The sequence below is a fragment of the Streptomyces sp. NPDC031121 genome, from assembly GCF_055570615.1.
Map to the genome: position 1 here is coordinate 1 of NZ_JBVIGV010000023.1, position 17,961 is coordinate 17,961.

Here is a 17,961-nt window from a genome sequence, read left to right on the forward strand (position 1 = left end):
CAACGGCACCCTCCAAAAACCCGCATACGGCACATACCAACTTGCCCACACCACCCCCTTGACCACGCAACGCAACCCCTAACTACGCGGCCTTGGCCCTTGAGGGACCGGCCCGCCCCGGACATCATCAACTGCCGGGGACACCCCCAGCCACACCCCCGACCCCGACCCATCGACTCCCGCCGACCCGCATCCCGCCGTCGCGCCCCGACGCCGACCCGCCGGCTCCCCCTCCCCCTACTCCTCCCCCGGACACGACCGCGTCCCCGACGCCAAGTCGCCGTCCAGGAGGAACGCGTCCGCGTACGCACGGACGCACGCGGACGCCGTGTAGGCGGTGTGGCCGTCGCCCTTGTAGTCCAGGACGACCGCCGAGCCCAGGCGCTGTGCCGTCTCCTCCGTCCACCGGTACGGGGTGGCCGGGTCGCCGCGGGTGCCGATCAGCAGCATGCGCGGGGCGCCCGGGTGGTCGATCCTGCGGAGGTAGTCGGTGCCCGCGGGCCGGCCGTAGCACGCCAGGACCGTGCCCAGTTGGCGTGGGCCGAAGATGCGGGAGGCCTGGCGGAACCGGTCCCGCAGTCCGGCGATCCGCCGCTCGACGGCGGTGGGCGCGGCCTTGTCGCTGCGGCGGTCCGGGTCGTCCGCGCAGTTCACGGCGGCCATGGCGGCCTCGGCGTTGTCCGCGGGGACGGGGTCGGGCTCGGGCACGCCCGGGTCGGCGTCGGCCGGGAGGTCGTCGGCGGGAGCTGCCAGGCGGAGGAGGCCGGTGGGGTCGTCGTGGCGTTCGACCCGGGCGAGGGCGTCGGCCAGCGCGGGCCACGACGTACGGGAGTACAGGGCGGAGGCGATGGCGGTGGCGGCGTGCTGGCCGGTGAAGGCGGCGCCGTCGGCATCGACGAGGGGGTGTACGTCGAGGTAGGCGACGAGGCTGTCGGCGCGCTCCTTGGCGGTGCGGGTGTTCGTCCCGTACACGCAGCCTTCGGCGCGGCGGGTGCACCAGGCGAGGAAGTTCTCCAGCGCCCGCTGCTGTCCCTCGGCGGAGACGAGCGCCTGCTCGGTCAGCGTCTCGACGAGGGTGTCGACGCCGTCGAGGACCATGCGGCCGACGCGGTGCGGGTACTGGGCGGCGTAGACGGCGCCGAGGCGCGTCCCGTACGAGAAGCCGAGGTAGTTCAGCTTCGCCTCGCCGAGGGCCCGGCGGATGAGGTCCATGTCGCGGGAGACGTGCACGGTGCCGATGTACGGCAGGACCCGGCCGGAGGCCTGCTCGCAGCGTTCGACGACGGCGCGCAGCGCCGCCAGTTGCGCCGCGGCGTCGCCCCGGGCGGCGCCGGGGTCGGGTGCCATGGAGCCCCCGCAGGTGACGGGGGCGCTGTGGCCGACACCTCGGGGGTCGAAGGAGACGAGGTCGTAGCGCTCGCCGAGGTCGGCGAAGGCCTTGGCGTCGGCGGCGAGTCCCTCGACCCCGGGGGCGCCGGGCCCGCCGAAGTTGAGGAGCAGCGATCCGAGGCGCTGCTCGCGGGGGCCGCTGGCGGGGAGGGAGGCGACGGCGAGGGTGATGGTGCCCTTGGCGGGGTCGGCGTGGTCGAGCGGCACCGCAAGGGACCCGCAGCGCATGCCGTCGGGTACGGGCCCGCCCTGGCAGGGTCCCCAGCGGATCCGGGGCGCGGCGGGCGCCGCCGAAGGGGCCGGGCGCTGCGGGTCGGCGGGCAGTACGGCGAGGGCGAGCAGGCAGGCTGCGCCGACCACGGCGCCGGTGCGGGCACGGTGCACTGCACACTCCTCGGGCCGGCCCCCCGATCCCGTCAGCCACGATAAACGCCCCGCCCCGGCCCCGCCGCCCGGAAGGCCGGGGGCATGGCCCTCCACGGCACCGACCTGCGGCGACACGCCGAACGGGTGACACCACTGCCGGGTTCCGGACATCTCTGCGCCCGAAAACCGCGGAACGCCGAGACCGCACCCACGTGCTTGCTAGCGTCGCGAACGCATTGCAAACGCGACGGCAAAGAGGGTCACCGGCAAAGAGTGCAGCGCCGAAGGGGGAGGCCATGGGTTTCGAGCAGGACTGGCGTCAGGCAGCGGACACTGCGCCTGAGTACGGGCCGATGCGGTTGAACTCCGGGCCGCCGCCGGGTCCGCTCTTTCCCGGTGGCCCGGACTTCGGGTCGGCGCCCGCCGAGAAGAAGGCAGCGGCGAACACCATCGAGAACGACCTGGAGCCGAGCACCAGGAAGGCCGCGGACCATGCGGACGAGGCGTCGAACGGCACGGTCAAAGCCCTGGACGGGTGGAGCACCGCGGCCGGGCTGAAGAAGGTGCAGGAGACCTGGGGCCGGCAGGTGACCGGGCTGATGGGCAGGCTGGCGTCCGAGAAGACCGCCTTGCGCGGCACCTCGAACATGTTCCTGCGCAATGACATCACCACGGGTGACGGCTTCAGCGTCGTGAAGCCCTCACCGGACTCGAAACTGAACGGAATCTAGGCTGCGGGGCGGGGCGGGAACCGATGCTGACGTACCACAAGGTCATGACGGCCGACTTCGGCCACCTGGAAACGACCGCAGCCAAATGGGATTCAATGGCGGGCGAGTTCAAGAAGCTCGAGGAACGCTACCGGGACAGCGTCCAGAAGATCTCCATGGGGGGTCAGACCTGGAACGGTGTCAGCGCCGGCGCGGCGTACACCAACTTCGCGGGCACCCGCTACGAGTACTCGGCCGCCCAGACGCAGGCGAAGGCGATCGCCAACCTGCTGCGTGACGCGCACGAGCAGTTCACCGACCTGAGGAAGAAGGTCGAATCCGCCCGCGACGACGCGGTGAAGGCCGGCATGAAGGTCTCCGACGAGGGCCGGTGCACCTTCGACTACTCCAAGGTGGACGCGGCGACGGCGAACGCCGCCCGCCACGACCCGGACCTGAGGAACACCGAGAACGCCTGGACGCAGCACATCGGCAGCGCGGTCAGGGCCCTGGACGACGCCGACCAGGGTGTGAAGATCGCGTTGGAGGCCGCCTGCGCGGACGGCTACGGCGAGAAGAACGACGCCACGTTCGGCACGGGCTTCAACGGCGCGGCGCAGGGCGACGTGGAGGTGTACGAGGCGCGGAACGCCGAGAGCATCGCGACACGCCTGGCAGCGGGCGAGAAGATCCCGCCGGCCGAGATGGCGGAACTCCAGCGGTCCTTCCGCGACAACTCCGGCAAGCCCGAGTTCAGCCAGGTGTTCATCAGCGGGCTGGGCGCGAAGGGCACGATCGAGCTGACGAACCGGCTCAGCGACGAGATCCACGTCAGAAACCCTGCGAACAAGTCGGACTACACGGACCTCCAGAAGGGCCTGGGGGCCACGCTCGCATCGGCGACGAAAGACCCGAACTCGGAGACGTACAAGAATTTCCGCGCCGAGATGCAGAAGGAAGGCCTGGAACGCCGCAACACCTCCTTCACGGACACGCGACTGGAGAAGGTGTACGGCTACCAGTCCCTGGTCACGCTGATGAGCCAGGGCGGGGGCGACTACTCGCAGCAGTTCCTGCACGACATCGGCGACGACATCATGAAGGCGGAGAAGGACAGGGACGACATCTGGGTCATGAAGGGCGGCGAGTACAGCGGGGAGCGCACCGGCTGGTTCGCCAACGACCCGATGGACGGCCTCCTGGGAGTGATGAGCCAGGACCCGGAGGCGTCGGCGTCGTACCTGAAGGACGAGGGCCGGATGAAGCACCTCATGGAGCGCAACTGGGAGCTGGTCCTTCAGGCGAACGAGCACGGCAACGCCATCCACTACTCCCCCGGGCTCGACAAGGACGAGAGGGCGGGCTTCTCGGCGGCCCTCCTGGCCGGCGCCACCGGCATCGACCCGTCCTCGGACAACCCGAAGTTCGTCGAGCACTCGGCCGACAACAAGGCCGTCTTCAAGAACGCGATCAGCGCGTTCGCGGAGGCCGGCGACGACCTTCCCGAATCCCTGCGCGAGCCGATGGCCACCGTCCTGGTGAACCACTCCGGCACGGTGCACGAGGTCACCAGCAGCGTGGACATGCGGTCCCTGCCGGTGGAACAGAACGACATGTACCAGGTCATCAAGCAGGTCTCCAAGGACCAGGAGGCCTACGGGAACCTGAACTACGGAATCAACAAGGCCATGGTCAACGAGATCCACGAGCCGGGCCAGAAGCACCCGGAGGAGTCCCTGGTGCGCGCCGCCCGCACGGTGGGCTTCCTGGAACAGGCCCGCACGGCGGCCGTCGGCCCGGCCGAGCAGGCCGCCTGGGACGAGAAGTGGATTTTCGACACCGCCATCGGCTACCTGCCCGCCTACGACGCGGAGGTGCAGGCCGGCTTCGACTACGTGGTCGGCAAATGGCTGGCGGACGAGCAGAAGCACATCGACAAGGCCTTCGAGGACGGTTCCTATGCCGCATATGAGAGGCGTAATAACCAACTCATGGCACTCACCGACGGGTGGTTGAAGCAGCACAACCCCGAAGCGAATGCCTTCGAATATCAGCGGAAGGTAGAGGAGGCATCGGAATCTGGGACGAACCGGGCCAAGGACATCGCACCGCCGAAAACCGGGGCCGCCCAGTGAGGCGGGCCAAGGCCGCGGTTGTTACAGGGGCTGTGGCCGTGCTGTCCCTGACGGCCTGCGACACCGTCGACGCAGCCCTGCCCGAGACGATCTGCGGCACGCCCGTCTCCCCCGAACTGTCCGGCCCCCTGCTGCGGCCGCGCGGGAAGGTAGTAGAGGGCAGTCGCGTGGATCGACAGGAACCCCGGACAGCACCCTGCGTGCTGGCCGTGGACGGCGAACGTGCCCTCAGCTTGCGGTTCGCCTTTCACGACGGCCCGCCAGGGGACCTGATGAAGTACTCCAGGGAGAGTTCAATCATCGGGTTGGCCGAGCCCGCCCAGGTGGATCTCGGCTTCGAGGACTCCGTCCTCGGCAACGACGGAGCCACCGCCACAGCCCCCTGCAAGACCGCGGGCGGCGACCACTTCACCCTCACCGTTAAGGCCGAGCGGGCCTACCGGAAACACCCCGATCTCCGGCCCCACGTCGAGGCGTTCATGCGCACCTATATGGCGGAGACGCTCAAGACCCTCGGCTGCCGCTGAGCCGCTGTGTTCACGGCTGCTGCCGGTACAGCTCGTCTATCTCCCGGGCGTAGTCCCGGACGATGGCCCCGCGGCGGAGTTTCAGGGACGGGGTGAGGTGGCCCCTCGCTTCGGTGAAGTCGCCCGGCAGGACCGTGAATCTGCGGATGGACTCCGCGCGGGAGACCAGGCGGTTCGCCTCGTCCACGGCGCGCTGGAGTTCGGCCAGGAGGTCGGGGTCGCGGGCGAGTTCGCGGGTCGGGACGCCTTCGCGGCGCCGCATGGCCCGCCAGTGGGCGAGGCCTTCCGGGTCGAGGGTGATGAGGGCGGTGACGTACGGCCTGTTGTCGCCGACGACGAGGCACTGGCCGACCAGGGGGTGGGCGCGCAGCCAGTCCTCCAGGGGGGCGGGGGCGACGTTCTTGCCGCCGGAGGTGATGATCAGGTCCTTCTTGCGGCCGGTGATGGTGAGGTAGCCGTCTGCGTCGAGTTCGCCGATGTCGCCGGTCGCGAGCCAGCCGTCGGGGCGGGTGGGCGGCTGGGCGCTGTTCCAGTAGCCGGCGAAGACGTGGCGGCCGCGGAGGAGGACCTCGCCGTCGTCGGCGATGCGGACGGCGGTGCCCGGGAGGGGCCAGCCGACCGTCCCGAGGCGGGGTTTCTGCGGCGGGGTGACGGTGCTGGCGCCGGTCGTCTCGGTCAGTCCGTAGCCTTCGAAGACGTCGATGCCGGCTCCGGTGTAGAAGGCGGCGAGGCGTCGGCCGAGGGGTGAGCCGCCGCTGATGACGTAGCGGACGTGGCCGCCGAGGGCGGCGCGGATGCGTCGGTAGACGAGCGGGTCGTACAGGGCGCGGGCGGCGCGCAGGGCGAGACCCGGGCGGCCGTTCTCGGCGGCTTCGCCGTAGCGGCGGGCTATGCGGGCGGCGCGGTCGAAGGAGGAGGCGCGGCCCATGCGCTCGGCGGTGGCGCGGGCGGTGTTGTGGACCTTCTCCAGCACGTAGGGGATGGCGAGGAGGAACGTCGGGCGGAAGCCGGCCAGGTCGGCGAGGAGGTCGTCGGTGCTGATGCTGGGGGCGTGGCCGATGCGGACGCGGGCGCGGAGGCAGCCGATGGCGACCATGCGGCCGAAGACGTGGGAGAGGGGCAGGAAGAGGAGGGTGGAAGCGGGCTCGGTGGTGGCGGAGCGGAAGACGGGGTGGAGGAGTTCGACGGCGTTGTCGGCTTCGGCGAAGAAGTTGCCGTGGGTCAGGACGCAGCCCTTGGGCCGGCCGGTGGTGCCGGAGGTGTAGATGAGGGTGGCGACGGAGTCGGGCGTACGGGTGGCGCGGCGGGCGTGGACGACGGCGTCGGGGATGTGTGCGCCGGCCTTGGCGAGCCGGGCCAGCGCGCCGGTGTCGAACTCCCACAGGTGGGCCAGCCGGGGCAGGTTGGCGCGCTCGGCGCTGATGAGGCGGGCCTGGGCGGTGTCCTCGACGGCGCAGGCGACGGCGCCGGAGTCGTGGATGATCCAGCGGGCCTGGAGGGCGGAGGAGGTCGGGTAGACGGGGACGGTGACGAGTCCGGCGGCCCAGGCGGCGAAGTCGAGCAGGGTCCACTCGTACGTGGTGCGGGCCATGATCGCGAGCCGGTCGCCTTCGCGGAGCCCCTCGGCGACGAGTCCCTTGGCGACGGCGAGGACCTCTGCGGCGAACGCGGCGGCGGTGACGTCGTGCCAGGTGCCGTCCGGGTGCTTGCGGGAGAGGACGACGGTGTTGGGGGCCTCGCGGGCGTTGTGGAGGGGGATGTCCGCGAGGGACCCGCCGGTGGGGACGGCGGCCAGCGGGGGGACCTCCACCTGGCGTACGACTCCGTCGATGACGGTCCGGACGGGCTCCACCGGTTCCGGGGCGGCCCGCATGGCGTCCGCGTTCATGGCGCTCTCCTCCGCTCTTCAAGGGAGTTACCGCGTTACCGCCGGTAATTTACGCACCGGTAACCGGGCTGGCCAGACCCCGGTGAGCGGAGTTGGCGGAGGAAGAGCGGAGGAACGGGGAAGGGCCGGCCCGTCAGACGGGGGCCCGGGTGCACGTGTGGACCGATTCGCTGCCGCCGCGCTCGGTGTGGACGATGCGCAGCACCCCGTCCCGGTAGGCGACCTTGAGGTGCTGGCCGTCGCTTGTGCCCTTGTGGCCGGGCGGCTTCCACGGGAGCAGCAGGGAGGCGCCCTCCCCGACCTCCTTCGGGACGGTGAGGGCCTCGCCGCCGGTGAGCCGGTTGATGCCCTGGGGAGCGGTGTGGACGTCGATGCGCAGGTGGCCGCCGCGGAGCAGCCAGAATCCGGTCCAGGTGACCGGCTTGCCGTCGGCGCCGTCCCAGTCGATGGTGAAGCCGCCGTTCCCGCCGCCGTCGGCGAGGACGGTGGCCGTTCCCGTGACGGTCGGCCCGCCGGGCGTGGTGGACTCCAGCCGCCACCTGCCCTTGATGAACGCGTCGAAGGCCCGGGCCATCACCCCGGCGGTGGTCGCCGTGGGTGCGGCGGCCGGGGAGCCGGCCGGGGAGCCGGCCGTCCCGGAGGGCGCCGAGGGGGCGGGCGCCGGGCCCGTGCTGCCGGTCGGGGCGGGCGCCGAGGCCGTACCCGCCGCACCCGTCGCCCCCGCGCCCTTGCCGGTGCAGGCCGCCGCGAGGGCGGCGCCCGCGCCGAGCGCGAGGTAGCGCAGGGCGTTGCGCCTCCCGATCAGCCGGGCCGCCGCCCGGGCCGCCCGGATGTCCCGTATCGCCTTCACCATGTCCGTCAGGCCCCCGTTTCCCGCTCGTCCGACAACGGCAGCCGACTATAGGGGCCGGACGCACGCCGAATCCCGCCGGGGGACAGCGTGTTGCACCCGTGCCGGCCGTCCACCGGCCGACCGCAGCGAGGAGCAGCCGTACGCCGTCACCGGCTCCGCCCTCGCCGGCCCGCTGCTGCCGGTGCGCCTCCGGGCCCCCACCCCGCCGGGTGGTACGCCGCCCCCGCCCGCCCCCGCCCGGCCCGCCCGGCCCGCCCGGCGCCCGCCCGGCCCGTCCGGCCCGTCCGGCCGCGTATGGACCCCGCGTACGCCCCGGCGCCCGCGCACAGCACCGCAGCCCCCGCCCGGACGGGGCGGGGGCTGCGGACCGGCCCTGGCGGGGCCGGGCGGGGTCAGGCGGCGGCCGGTGCGACCGCGGTGCGCTCGTCGAGCGGGGAGGACTCGTCCAGCGGGGAGGAGGAGGCTCCGGCGTAGGCCTCCTTGTCCAGGATTCCCTCGCGGGCGGCGACGACGACCGGGACGAGGGCCTGGCCGGCGACGTTGGTGGCGGTGCGGACCATGTCGAGGATGGGGTCGATCGCCATCAGCAGGCCGACGCCCTCCAGGGGCAGGCCCAGGGTGGAGAGGGTCAGGGTCAGCATGACCGTCGCGCCGGTGAGGCCGGCGGTGGCGGCCGAGCCGACGACCGAGACGAAGGCGATCAGCAGGTAGTCGGTGATGGTCAGCTGCACGTCGAAGATCTGGGCGATGAAGATCGCGGCGAGGGCCGGGTAGATCGCGGCGCAGCCGTCCATCTTCGTGGTGGCGCCGAACGGGACGGCGAAGGAGGTGTACTCCTTCGGGACGCCGAGGCGCTCGGTGACCTTCTGCGTGAGCGGCATCGTCCCGACGGAGGAGCGGGAGACGAAGGCCAGCTGGATGGCCGGCCAGGCGCCCTTGAAGAACTGGATCGGGTTGACCTTGGCGACAAGTGCGAGGAGCAGCGGGTAGACGCCGAACATCACGAGCGCGGAGCCGATGTACACGTCGGCGGTGAAGGTCGCGTACTTGCCGATGAGGTCCCAGCCGTAGCTGGCGATAGCGGTGCCGATGAGGCCGACGGTGCCGATCGGAGCGAGGCGGATGACCCACCACAGCGCCTTCTGGAGGAGCTGGAGGATCGATTCGGCAACGGTCAGGAGGGGCTGCGCCTTGTCGCCGAGCTGGAGGGCGGCGATACCGGCGACGGCGGCGAGGAAGACGATCTGCAGGACGTTCAGCTCGGTGAACGGCGTGATGACGTCGGTCGGCACGATGCCGGTCAGGAAGTCCAGCCAGGAGCCGGTGCGCTTGGGCAGCTTGCCGTCCTGCGGGGTCAGGCCGGTGCCCGCGCCGGGGTTCGTGAGCAGGCCGATCGCGAGGCCGATGCCGACGGCGATCAGCGAGGTGATCATGAACCAGAGCAGGGTGCGCGAGGCGAGGCGGGCGGCGTTGTTGACCTTCCGCAGGTTGGTGACGGACACCAGGATCGCGAAGAACACGAGCGGGGCGACGGCCAGCTTCAGCAGCTGGACGAAGATGTCGCCGACCTTCTCCAGGGTGGTGGCGAGCCAGCTGACGTCCTGGGTGCGGGCGAGCCAGCCGAACAGGACGCCGAGCACGAGACCGGTGACGATCTGCGCCCAGAAGGGGAACGTGAAGGAGGCCTTGGCGGGGGCCTGGGGGGTCGCGGACACGGACACTCTCCGAGTGGGGGCAAAGCAGGGGAAAGGAAGGGGGTGTGTGGTTTCAGCGACAGCCGCAACAGGCCGCGGACACACGGCGGCAGAGGTCGACGTGCAGGCGCGCCACGAGCGGGACGCTCGTGATCATTCGGGGCGCAACCGGGGTCAACATGTTTAACACGCTAACACTTTCCCTTTGAGAAACCCAAAGACGCACTTTGAGCCAAGGTCATCTCGCATCCGCGGAGCCGCCACCCCGCCCGCCGCCGGGGACCACCGGAAACGACGAAGCCCCGGCAGCCGGGGTGTTCCCGGCGCCGGGGCGCTCGTGTGCCGTGTGGGGAATCCGGCCCTCAGGAGCCGACGCGGGCGGCGTCGTCGGCCGCGTCCTCCTGGGAGCGGTTGGCCGCGAGGCGCTCCTTGGCGCCGGCGACGCGCTCGGAGATCTGCGCGGACATCTCGTCGCGCTGGCGGCGCAGCAGGACGAACGACAGGGGCGCGGAGAGGACCAGCGCGAGGAGCACGACCCAGGCGGGGTTCGCGTCGCCGAGGCCCGCGGGGACCCATCCCAGGTTGACCAGGACGGCCACGAGGACGAGGCATCCGACGAAGATGCCCAGGCGCATCGCGGTGTAGCGGATCGTCGCGCTCGGCTTGAAGGACACGGTGACCCCTTCTTCGGTTCGTTCGTCGGTTTCGTCGTGGCGTGTCCGTCCAGTGAAGCACGCCGGCAGCGCGCGCCGCGCCGCCGGGGTCGGTGCGGGCCCGCGGGGGCGGGGCTCAGTGCAGCGGCAGCAGCATGACGATCTCGTCGCGGTCGTCGCCGGGGGCGGCGCGGATGGCGTCGGGGACGCGGCCGACCTCCTTATACCCGCAGGCGGCGTAGAAGTGCTCCAGGCCGAGGCCGCCGCGGCAGGAGAGGCGGATCGCCTCGACGCCGTCGAGGGTGCGGGCGGCGCCGGCGACGACCTCCATCAGGGCGCGGCCGGCGCCGCGGCCCTGGAGGGCCGGGTCGACCATGACCGTGTACGCCCACACCCAGTGGGCCATCAGCCGGTGCGTGTTGAGCGCGAGGAAGGCGCAGGCGCGGACGCGCCCGTCGGCGTCGCGGCCGACGACGAGGCGGTGGCGGCCCTCGGCCATGGCGACGAGGTGCTTGACCATCTCGGGGCGGATGTCGTCCTGCGTCACGGGCGCCACGAACCCGACGGCGCCGCCGGCGTTGCTGACGTCCGTCCAGAGTTCGACGATCCCCTCGCGCAGGGTGGGGTCGACGACCGGATCAACCGTGAAGGTAAGAGTCACAGGCCAAGGTTATCCATTACGAACGTGGCGGACAACGCATCGCCTGCGGCGGCGCGCCCACCCCCGGCAGCACGAGGGCCCCGGTCTCCGCAGATACGGAGGCCGGGGCCCCGGGGCCGCACGGCCGGGCCGGCGGCGTGTGCGCGGACCGCGTCAGACGCGCATCGCCTGCGGCGTCTCGCGCAGGGACGCGTCCGGGCCGGGGTACTCGCGGATGACCTCGTAGCGGGTGTTGCGCTCGACGGGCCGGAAGCCGGCCTCGCGGATGAGCTCCAGCAGATCGTCGCGGGTCAGCTTGTTCGGGGTGCCGTAGTTGTCCGCGTCGTGGGTGATCTTGTACTCGACGACCGAGCCGTCCATGTCGTCGGCACCGTGCTGGAGCGCCAGCTGGGCGGTCTGCACGCCGTGCATCACCCAGAAGACCTTGACGTGCGGCACGTTGTCGAAGAGCAGCCGCGAGACCGCGAAGGTCTTCAGCGCCTCGGCACCCGTCGCCATGGTGGTGCGGGCCTGGAGCCGGTTGCGGACCTTGCCGTCCTTCATGTCGACGAAGTCGTGCTGGTACCGCAGCGGGATGAAGACCTGGAAGCCGCCGGTCTCGTCCTGGAGCTCGCGCAGCCGGAGCACGTGGTCCACGCGGTGGCGCGGCTCCTCGATGTGCCCGTACAGCATCGTGCTCGGGGTCTTCAGCCCCTTCTCGTGCGCGAGGCGGTGGATGCGCGACCAGTCCTCCCAGTGGGTGCGGTGGTCGACGATGTGCTGGCGGACCTCCCAGTCGAAGATCTCCGCGCCGCCGCCGGTGAGGGACTCCAGGCCGGCCTCGATGAGCTCGTCCAGGATGTCGGAGGCCGACATCCCGGAGATCGTCTCGAAGTGGTGGATCTCGGTCGCCGTGAACGCCTTCAGCGAGACGTTCGGCAGCGCCTCCTTCAGCGCGGACAGCGAGCGCGGGTAGTACCGCCAGGGCAGGCTCGGGTGCAGGCCGTTGACGATGTGCAGCTCGGTGAGGTTCTCGCTCTCCATGGCCTTGGCCAGGCGGACGGCCTCCTCGATGCGCATCGTGTACGCGTCCTTCTCGCCCGGCTTGCGCTGGAAGGAGCAGTAGGCGCACGACGCGGTGCACACGTTCGTCATGTTGAGGTGGCGGTTGACGTTGAAGTGGACGACATCGCCGTTCTTGCGCGTGCGCACCTCGTGGGCGAGGCCGCCGAGCCAGGCCAGGTCGTCGGACTCGTAGAGGGCGATGCCGTCCTCACGGGTCAGCCGCTCGCCGGAGCGAACCTTCTCCTCCAGCTCACGCTTCAGCCCAGCGTCCATCGGCCGGTCGCCTCCTCAGTGTCCCGCTCTGCCCTGTAGGGCCTGCCCAACCCTGCAACCGTACTCTCAGCGCTCGTCGGGCAGCTCCCCGACCCGGTTCTCCCACTTCGTCGACAGCACGATCGTGGTGCGGGTGCGGGAGACGCCCTTGGTGCCGGAGAGCTTCCGGATGATCTTCTCCAGGCCGTCCACGTCACTCGCGCGGACCTTCAGCATGTACGAGTCGTCGCCGGCGATGAACCAGCAGTCCTCGATCTCGGCGAGGTCCCGCAGGCGGCGGGCGACGTCCTCGTGGTCGGCGGCGTCCGAGAGGGAGATGCCGATCAGCGCGGTGACGCCGAGGCCGAGGGAGGCGGCGTCGACGGTCGCGCGGTAGCCGGTGATGACGCCGGCCGACTCGAGCCGGTTGATCCGGTCGGTGACGCTGGGGCCGGACAGGCCGACGAGCCGGCCCAGCTCCGCGTACGAGGCGCGTCCGTTCTCCCGGAGTGCCTGGATGAGCTGCCTGTCCACCGCGTCCATATGCCTGGAGCCTTCCATTGTTCGGCGATGCTGCAAGTTTACGTATAGAATCAAAGGCACACAGGGTCAACACCCTGTGAATCTGTCAACAGATCAATGACGATCTTCAGGAGTGGTGTACCCGTGTACACGATCGAGATGGCCTACGCGCACATGCGGCAGCTCCAGGAGCTGGCCAACCGATCCCGCACCGACAAGCCCGCAGCCGCCTACCAGGTGGACAGGACCCGCAAGCCGCACACCGCGAAGAAGCGCTAGCCACCGCTTGCCTCCCGGGATCGGGATGCTCCACCGAGCTCCCCCTCCCACCGGCGGTACAGCCCGTGCGGCACCCCTGCCGCGTCGAGCACCCGCCCCGCGACGAAGTCCACCAGGTCCTGGATGTGCGTCGCACCCGCGTAGAACGCCGGAGAGGCGGGCAGCACGACCGCGCCCGCCTCGTCCAGCGCCACCAGCTGCTTCAGCGTCTGGCCGCTCAGCGGGGTCTCCCGCACCGCGACCACCAGTCGGCGCCGCTCCTTGAGCGTCACGCTCGCGACCCGCTGCAGCAGGTCCTTCGACAGCCCGAGCGCCACCCCGGCCACACAGGCCGTGGACGCCGGCACGATGAGCATCCCCTTCGCCGGGTACGAGCCCGAGCTCGGCCCGGCCGCCAGGTCCCCCGCGGCCCAGTACCGGACGTCGCCGTCCGGCGCCGCGAACGCCCCCGGCTTGCCGTCCGCGCCGCGGGCCAGCCACTCCGCGAGGTCCTCGCGCCAGTGCGCGTCGCGGAAGGCGATGCCCGTCTCGTCCAGCAGGGTCAGCCGCGAGGCCCGGCTCACCACAAGGTCCACACTCTCGCCCGCCGCCAGCAGCCCCCGGATCACCGAAGCCGCGTACGGCGTCCCGGAAGCCCCGGAAACCCCCACCACCCAGGGGGTGCGCTTGCGCTCTGTCATGGCTACGAGACTATCCGGCCACACCGGGCGGGCACTCGCTAAGGTGTCCCGGACGTTCCCGAGGGGAACGGAGCACGACACCCGGGGGGCGGAGCGGATGGGCAGCAGCACGATCGAGCCGACATGGAGCCGGACGGACCGGGCCAGGGCGGCGGCCAAGCTGATGCTGGGCTGGGTGGCCCTGCTGTGGGCCCTGGAGGCGGTCGACTACGCCACCGGGCACGCCCTCGACCGGTACGGGGTGGTGGCCCGCGACCCCGACACCCTGCCCGGCGTCGTCACCGGGTCCTTCCTCCACTTCGGCTTCGACCACGTCGCCTCCAACAGCGTCCCGCTGCTGGTCCTCGGGTTCGTGGCCGCCCTGTCAGGCATCCGCCGCTTCCTCGCCGTGTGCGGGATCATCATCGTGGCCGAGGGCCTCGGCACCTGGCTGATCTCCCCGCCGGACACCATGACCCTGGGCGCCTCCGGGCTCGTCTTCGGCCTCTTCGGCTACCTGCTGATACGCGGCTTCGTGGAGCGCAGCCTCCCCGGGATCGCCGTGTCCCTGGCCATCGCCGCCTACTGGGGCAGCACGATGCTCACCGGCATCCTCCCGATCCACGAGGGCATCAGCTGGCAGGGCCACCTCTGCGGCCTCGCCGCGGGCATCGCCACAGCGGTCTGGCACCGCCGCCCGGCCCCGGCCCGCCCGGCGGGCCCGCAGCTCACGGGGTGACGACGGAGGGATCCACGGGCAGGCCGGAAGTGTCGACGGTGAGCTTGCCGATACCGGTCTCCACGACGACCGTCCCGCCGTACGCGACGGTGTCCGTACCCAGGTAGCCGTCGGGGCCGGGATTCCAGAACAGCACGCAGTGCGCCTTGTAAGGGTCGAAGACCAGATAGTGCGGGATCCCTCGGCGCGCGTAGGCACAGGGCTTCACGTCGTAGTCGTTGCGGCGGCTGCTCGGCGAAACCACCTCGATGGCCAGCTCGATCAGATCGGGCGAGTAGGCGCTGAGGTTCTTGGCCACTTCGGCGGCCGGGATCACGGCGAGGTCGGGGCAGAACTCGTTGTCGCCGTCGAACGGGATCGCGACATCACTGAGAAAGCCCCACTGTTCCGACATCTGGGGCTTCAGCGCAGTCCACAGTTGCCAGATCGTGGCGTTGTGGTGCGGCTTCAGCGGACTCATCACGATGGCGCCCTCGACAATCTCCATCCGGTAGCCCGGGAACATGTCCTCGAACCGGCTGAGCTGTGAGTGCAGGCGGTCGCTCTCCGAGACGGTCACGTCGGCCTCCCTGTCCATGCACTCGATGGTAGGGCGCACGGTATGCACGCGGGCGGGCGTGCGCAGCCCGATTCGGGCGGAGTCGTTCCTTCGGGTTACCAGCGCAGGCCGCGGAGCACGAGGTCCACGAGGGCGCACACGAACAGGGCGATGCCGATGAAGCCGTTGACCGTGAAGAACGCGCGGTTCAGGCGGGACAGGTCGTGCGGGGTGACGATCGTGTGCTCGTACAGGAACGCCGCGACGACGACCGCCAGGCCGATCCAGAACGCCACGCCCGCGCCCGTGGCCACCGCGTACCAGGCCAGGAGAGCCGTGGTGACGGCGTGGGCGCCGCGGGCGCCCCACAGGGCGGCCGGGACGCCGAAGCGGGCCGGGACGGACTTGACGCCCTCCGCCCGGTCGGCAGCCACGTCCTGGCAGGCGAAGATCAGGTCGAAGCCGCCGATCCACACGCCGACGGCCAGGCCCAGGATCACCGCGTCCCAGGACCAGGTGCCCGTCACGGCGAGCCAGGCGCCGACCGGTCCCATCGCCTGGGCGAGGCCGAGGATGGCGTGCGGGAAGTTCGTGAACCGCTTGCCGTACGGGTAGACCACCATCGGCACGACCGCCACCGGCGCCAGCACCAGGCACAGCGGGTTCAGCAGGGCCGCCGCCCCGAGGAACACCGCCAGCGCGATGCCGGCCCCGGTCCACGCGGAGCGCACCGACACGGCGCCGGTGACCAGCTCGCGGCCCGCGGTGCGCGGGTTGCGGGCGTCGATCTCGCGGTCGATGATCCGGTTCGCGGCCATCGCGAAGGTCCGCAGGCCCACCATGCAGACGGTGACGAGCAGCAGCTCGGCCCAGTGGACGGTGCGGTCGGCCCGGAACATCGCGGTCAGCGCGGCGATGTAGGCGAAGGGCAGCGCGAAGACGGAGTGCTCGATCATCACGAGCCGCAGGAACGCCTTCACCCTGCCGGGAGCCTGCGGTGCGGCGGGCCCGGTGCCGGGGCCGGCGACCCCGTCGGCGGTGGTCATCATGCGAGGGCCCTCCGGAAGTCCGCCAGGTCCGCGAGCAGGTCCGCGGTCGCCACCGGGCCCGTGGTGAGGGTCCAGGCGCCGCCGTCGTGGCCCTCGGGCGGGGTCACGCGGGCGGTGAAGGCCCAACCGCCGCCCGCCGGGGCTCCGTCGAGGACGAGCACGTCGCCCGCTTCCACCGTGAACGGCCCGGCGGCGGCGAGGGCCGCCTGGAGCTGCTCGGCGAAGCCGTCGGCCTCGGTGTCGCGCAGGCCGGGCAGCTCGAAGCCGTCGCCTTCGCCGTCCTGCTCGGTGAGCAGGGCCCAGACGTCGCCCGGGCCGGCGAACTCCTCCGGGGAGACCCCGGCCTCGCCCGCGGCCCGGACGAGGTCCGGGTCGGCCGGGTCGAGCTGCGGGCGCACCAGGGCGACGTACGCCGTGTCGCCGCCGATGAACAGGGCCGGGCCGGCCATGGCCGAGCTGCTCACAGTCCGTACTCCTTCCAGCGCCGGTCGACAAGGGCCGCCGTCGCCGGGTCGGACTCGACCATGTCGGGCCAGCCGCCGTCGCGGGTGTAGCCCTCCTCGGGGAGCTTCTTCGTCGCGTCGATGCCCGCCTTGCCGCCCCAGAACTGCTGGTAGGAGGCGTGGTCGAGGTGGTCGACGGGCCCTTCGACGACCGTGAGGTCGCGGGAGTAGTCGGTGTTGCCGAGGGCCCGCCAGGCCACCTCGTGCAGGTCGTGGACGTCGCAGTCCTTGTCGACCACCACGATCAGCTTGGTCAGGGACATCATGTGCGCGCCCCAGATCGCGTGCATCACCTTCTGGGCGTGCTTGGGGTACTTCTTGTCGATCGAGACGATCGCGCAGTTGTGGAAGCCGCCCGACTCCGGCAGGTGGTAGTCCACGATGTCCGGGACGATGATCTTCAGCAGCGGCAGGAAGAACCGCTCCGTGGCCCGGCCCAGCGGCCCGTCCTCGGTGGGCGGCCGGCCGACCACGATGGACTGGAGCAGCGGCCGCTTCCGCATCGTGATGCAGTCGATCTTCAGCGCGGGGAAGGGCTCCTGCGGGGTGTAGAAGCCGGTGTGGTCGCCGAACGGCCCCTCGGGGAGCATCTCGCCGGGCTCCAGCCAGCCCTCGATCACGACCTCCGCCTGCGCGGGGACCTGGAGCGGGACGGTCTTGCAGTCGACCATCTCGATCCGCTTGCCGGCGACGAACCCCGCGAACAGGTACTCGTCGATGTCGCCGGGCAGCGGCGCCGTCGACGCGTACGTGACGGCCGGGGGGCAGCCGAACGCGATGGCGACCGGCAGCCGCTCGCCGCGCTCCGCGGCGACCGCGTAGTGGTTGCGGCTGTCCTTGTGGATCTGCCAGTGCATGCCGATGGTGCGCTTGTCGTGGCGCTGGAGGCGGTACAGGCCGAGGTTGCGGACGCCGGTCTCGGGGTGCTTGGTGTGCGTCAGGCCCAGGTTGAAGAAGGAGCCGCCGTCCTTGGGCCAGGTGAACAGGGCGGGCAGCCGGTCCAGGTCGACCTGGTCGCCGGTGAGGACGACCTCCTGGACGGGCGCCGCGTCCGCCTTCACCTTCTTCGGCGGCACGTGCACCATCGAGCCGAGCTTGCCGAAGGCCTCGCGGACCCCGACGAAGCCCTGTGGCAGCTCCGGCTTGAGCAGCCCGCCGATCTTCTCGCTGATCTCGGCGTACGACTTCAGGCCGAGGGCCTTCAGCAGGCGGCGGTCGGTGCCGAAGACGTTCATCGCCAGGGGCATGTCGGAGCCCTTGACGTTCTCGAACAGGAGGGCCGGACCGCCCGCCTTGTTCACTCTGTCGACGATCTCCCCGACTTCCAGGTACGGGTCGACTTCGGCCTTGATGCGCTTGAGGTCGCCCTCCCGCTCCAGGGCCCGGAGCAGCGAGCGGAGATCGTCGTAAGCCATAGGGGCCAGTATCCGTCACCGGATACGCTGGACCTGTCACCGGGGCCGTCGATTCGAACCCCGCCATTGCTCACAGGGGGCTGCT

Annotated in this window: 18 protein-coding genes; 5 read left to right on the plus strand and 13 right to left on the minus strand. The window is 71.2% G+C overall.

All coding sequences use genetic code 11. The features are described from left to right. Positions 1–237 precede the first annotated feature (237 nt). Entirely contained in the window at positions 238–1,773 is a 1,536-nt protein-coding gene (locus tag ACZ462_RS30915) for an alpha/beta hydrolase (protein ID WP_467808877.1), read from the minus strand. A gap of 278 nt (positions 1,774–2,051) precedes the next feature. Here ACZ462_RS30915 and ACZ462_RS30920 point away from each other — a divergent pair, with 278 nt between their 5' ends. The 3 genes from ACZ462_RS30920 (at position 2,052) to ACZ462_RS30930 (ending at position 5,127) form a co-directional block, all read left to right on the plus strand. After that, positions 2,052–2,486: a hypothetical protein gene (locus ACZ462_RS30920; protein WP_467808876.1), complete on the plus strand. Its 435-nt coding sequence runs from the start codon at positions 2,052–2,054 to the stop codon at positions 2,484–2,486. Positions 2,487–2,509: 23 nt separating this feature from the next. After that, complete coding sequence (locus tag ACZ462_RS30925; RefSeq protein WP_467808875.1) at positions 2,510–4,600, plus strand: hypothetical protein; 2,091 nt, start codon at positions 2,510–2,512, stop codon at positions 4,598–4,600. 272 nt (positions 4,601–4,872) lie between these two features. Next, positions 4,873–5,127: a hypothetical protein gene (locus tag ACZ462_RS30930; protein WP_467808874.1), complete on the plus strand. Its 255-nt coding sequence runs from the start codon at positions 4,873–4,875 to the stop codon at positions 5,125–5,127. A 10-nt stretch (positions 5,128–5,137) separates the two neighbouring features. Here ACZ462_RS30930 and ACZ462_RS30935 read toward each other — a convergent pair whose 3' ends face one another. The 7 genes from ACZ462_RS30935 to ACZ462_RS30965 all read right to left on the minus strand — a co-directional run bounded on the left by ACZ462_RS30935 (position 5,138) and on the right by ACZ462_RS30965 (position 12,715). Then, a complete protein-coding gene (locus tag ACZ462_RS30935) occupies positions 5,138–7,015 on the minus strand; it encodes an AMP-dependent synthetase/ligase (RefSeq protein WP_467808873.1) in 1,878 nt (625 codons plus the stop codon). A gap of 133 nt (positions 7,016–7,148) precedes the next feature. After that, positions 7,149–7,868 carry a hypothetical protein gene (locus tag ACZ462_RS30940; protein WP_467808872.1) on the minus strand — a complete coding sequence of 240 codons (720 nt, stop codon included), beginning with the start codon at positions 7,866–7,868 and terminating at the stop codon, positions 7,149–7,151. A gap of 392 nt (positions 7,869–8,260) precedes the next feature. Beyond that, on the minus strand, positions 8,261–9,589 hold the full coding sequence (locus ACZ462_RS30945; protein ID WP_467808871.1) for a dicarboxylate/amino acid:cation symporter: 1,329 nt from the start codon (positions 9,587–9,589) through the stop codon (positions 8,261–8,263). A gap of 335 nt (positions 9,590–9,924) precedes the next feature. Further along, complete coding sequence (locus ACZ462_RS30950) at positions 9,925–10,236, minus strand: DUF4229 domain-containing protein (protein ID WP_365516670.1); 312 nt, start codon at positions 10,234–10,236, stop codon at positions 9,925–9,927. Between the two features lie 115 nt (positions 10,237–10,351). Further along, positions 10,352–10,876, minus strand: coding sequence for a GNAT family N-acetyltransferase (locus ACZ462_RS30955; protein WP_467808870.1), 525 nt, complete (start codon positions 10,874–10,876; stop codon positions 10,352–10,354). A gap of 153 nt (positions 10,877–11,029) precedes the next feature. Continuing rightward, positions 11,030–12,193, minus strand: coding sequence for an aminofutalosine synthase MqnE (gene mqnE, locus ACZ462_RS30960; RefSeq protein ID WP_467808869.1), 1,164 nt, complete (start codon positions 12,191–12,193; stop codon positions 11,030–11,032). 66 nt (positions 12,194–12,259) lie between these two features. Continuing rightward, a complete protein-coding gene (locus ACZ462_RS30965) occupies positions 12,260–12,715 on the minus strand; it encodes an Lrp/AsnC family transcriptional regulator (protein ID WP_125543132.1) in 456 nt (151 codons plus the stop codon). A 123-nt stretch (positions 12,716–12,838) separates the two neighbouring features. Here ACZ462_RS30965 and ACZ462_RS30970 point away from each other — a divergent pair, with 123 nt between their 5' ends. Further along, a complete protein-coding gene (locus tag ACZ462_RS30970) occupies positions 12,839–12,973 on the plus strand; it encodes a hypothetical protein (protein WP_260615096.1) in 135 nt (44 codons plus the stop codon). On the opposite strand, the gene ACZ462_RS30975 is transcribed toward ACZ462_RS30970, so the two are convergent. Further along, entirely contained in the window at positions 12,970–13,653 is a 684-nt protein-coding gene (locus ACZ462_RS30975) for a UbiX family flavin prenyltransferase (RefSeq protein ID WP_467808868.1), read from the minus strand. The genes ACZ462_RS30970 and ACZ462_RS30975 overlap by 4 nt on opposite strands. Before the next feature lie 97 nt (positions 13,654–13,750). Between ACZ462_RS30975 and ACZ462_RS30980 the strand changes: the two genes are divergently transcribed. Next, positions 13,751–14,371 carry a rhomboid family intramembrane serine protease gene (locus ACZ462_RS30980; protein ID WP_467808867.1) on the plus strand — a complete coding sequence of 207 codons (621 nt, stop codon included), beginning with the start codon at positions 13,751–13,753 and terminating at the stop codon, positions 14,369–14,371. Here the strand turns inward: ACZ462_RS30980 and ACZ462_RS30985 are convergent. The 4 genes from ACZ462_RS30985 to ACZ462_RS31000 all read right to left on the minus strand — a co-directional run bounded on the left by ACZ462_RS30985 (position 14,361) and on the right by ACZ462_RS31000 (position 17,876). Next, a complete protein-coding gene (locus ACZ462_RS30985) occupies positions 14,361–14,948 on the minus strand; it encodes a Uma2 family endonuclease (RefSeq protein WP_467808866.1) in 588 nt (195 codons plus the stop codon). The genes ACZ462_RS30980 and ACZ462_RS30985 overlap by 11 nt on opposite strands. Before the next feature lie 77 nt (positions 14,949–15,025). Beyond that, positions 15,026–15,955, minus strand: coding sequence for a menaquinone biosynthesis prenyltransferase MqnP (mqnP, locus tag ACZ462_RS30990; RefSeq protein ID WP_467808879.1), 930 nt, complete (start codon positions 15,953–15,955; stop codon positions 15,026–15,028). Next, positions 15,955–16,422, minus strand: a complete 468-nt coding sequence (locus ACZ462_RS30995) for a hypothetical protein (protein WP_467808865.1) — start codon at positions 16,420–16,422, stop codon at positions 15,955–15,957. Before ACZ462_RS30995 ends, mqnP begins: the two co-directional genes overlap by 1 nt. Then, a complete protein-coding gene (locus tag ACZ462_RS31000) occupies positions 16,419–17,876 on the minus strand; it encodes a menaquinone biosynthesis decarboxylase (protein WP_125543128.1) in 1,458 nt (485 codons plus the stop codon). Before ACZ462_RS31000 ends, ACZ462_RS30995 begins: the two co-directional genes overlap by 4 nt. Positions 17,877–17,961 lie beyond the last annotated feature (85 nt).

Bases quoted from the DNA above. Each gene is read 5' to 3' on its own strand.
- ACZ462_RS30925 (WP_467808875.1), top strand. From the start codon at position 2,510: ATGCTGACGTACCACAAGGTCATGACGGCCGACTTCGGCCACCTGGAA.
- ACZ462_RS30985 (WP_467808866.1), bottom strand. From the start codon at position 14,948: ATGGACAGGGAGGCCGACGTGACCGTCTCGGAGAGCGACCGCCTGCAC.
- ACZ462_RS30935 (WP_467808873.1), bottom strand. From the start codon at position 7,015: ATGAACGCGGACGCCATGCGGGCCGCCCCGGAACCGGTGGAGCCCGTC.
- ACZ462_RS31000 (WP_125543128.1), bottom strand. From the start codon at position 17,876: ATGGCTTACGACGATCTCCGCTCGCTGCTCCGGGCCCTGGAGCGGGAG.
- ACZ462_RS30920 (WP_467808876.1), top strand. From the start codon at position 2,052: ATGGGTTTCGAGCAGGACTGGCGTCAGGCAGCGGACACTGCGCCTGAG.
- ACZ462_RS30975 (WP_467808868.1), bottom strand. From the start codon at position 13,653: ATGACAGAGCGCAAGCGCACCCCCTGGGTGGTGGGGGTTTCCGGGGCT.
- mqnP (WP_467808879.1), bottom strand. From the start codon at position 15,955: ATGACCACCGCCGACGGGGTCGCCGGCCCCGGCACCGGGCCCGCCGCA.
- ACZ462_RS30930 (WP_467808874.1), top strand. From the start codon at position 4,873: ATGAAGTACTCCAGGGAGAGTTCAATCATCGGGTTGGCCGAGCCCGCC.
- ACZ462_RS30980 (WP_467808867.1), top strand. From the start codon at position 13,751: ATGGGCAGCAGCACGATCGAGCCGACATGGAGCCGGACGGACCGGGCC.
- mqnE (WP_467808869.1), bottom strand. From the start codon at position 12,193: ATGGACGCTGGGCTGAAGCGTGAGCTGGAGGAGAAGGTTCGCTCCGGC.
- ACZ462_RS30940 (WP_467808872.1), bottom strand. From the start codon at position 7,868: ATGGTGAAGGCGATACGGGACATCCGGGCGGCCCGGGCGGCGGCCCGG.
- ACZ462_RS30965 (WP_125543132.1), bottom strand. From the start codon at position 12,715: ATGGACGCGGTGGACAGGCAGCTCATCCAGGCACTCCGGGAGAACGGA.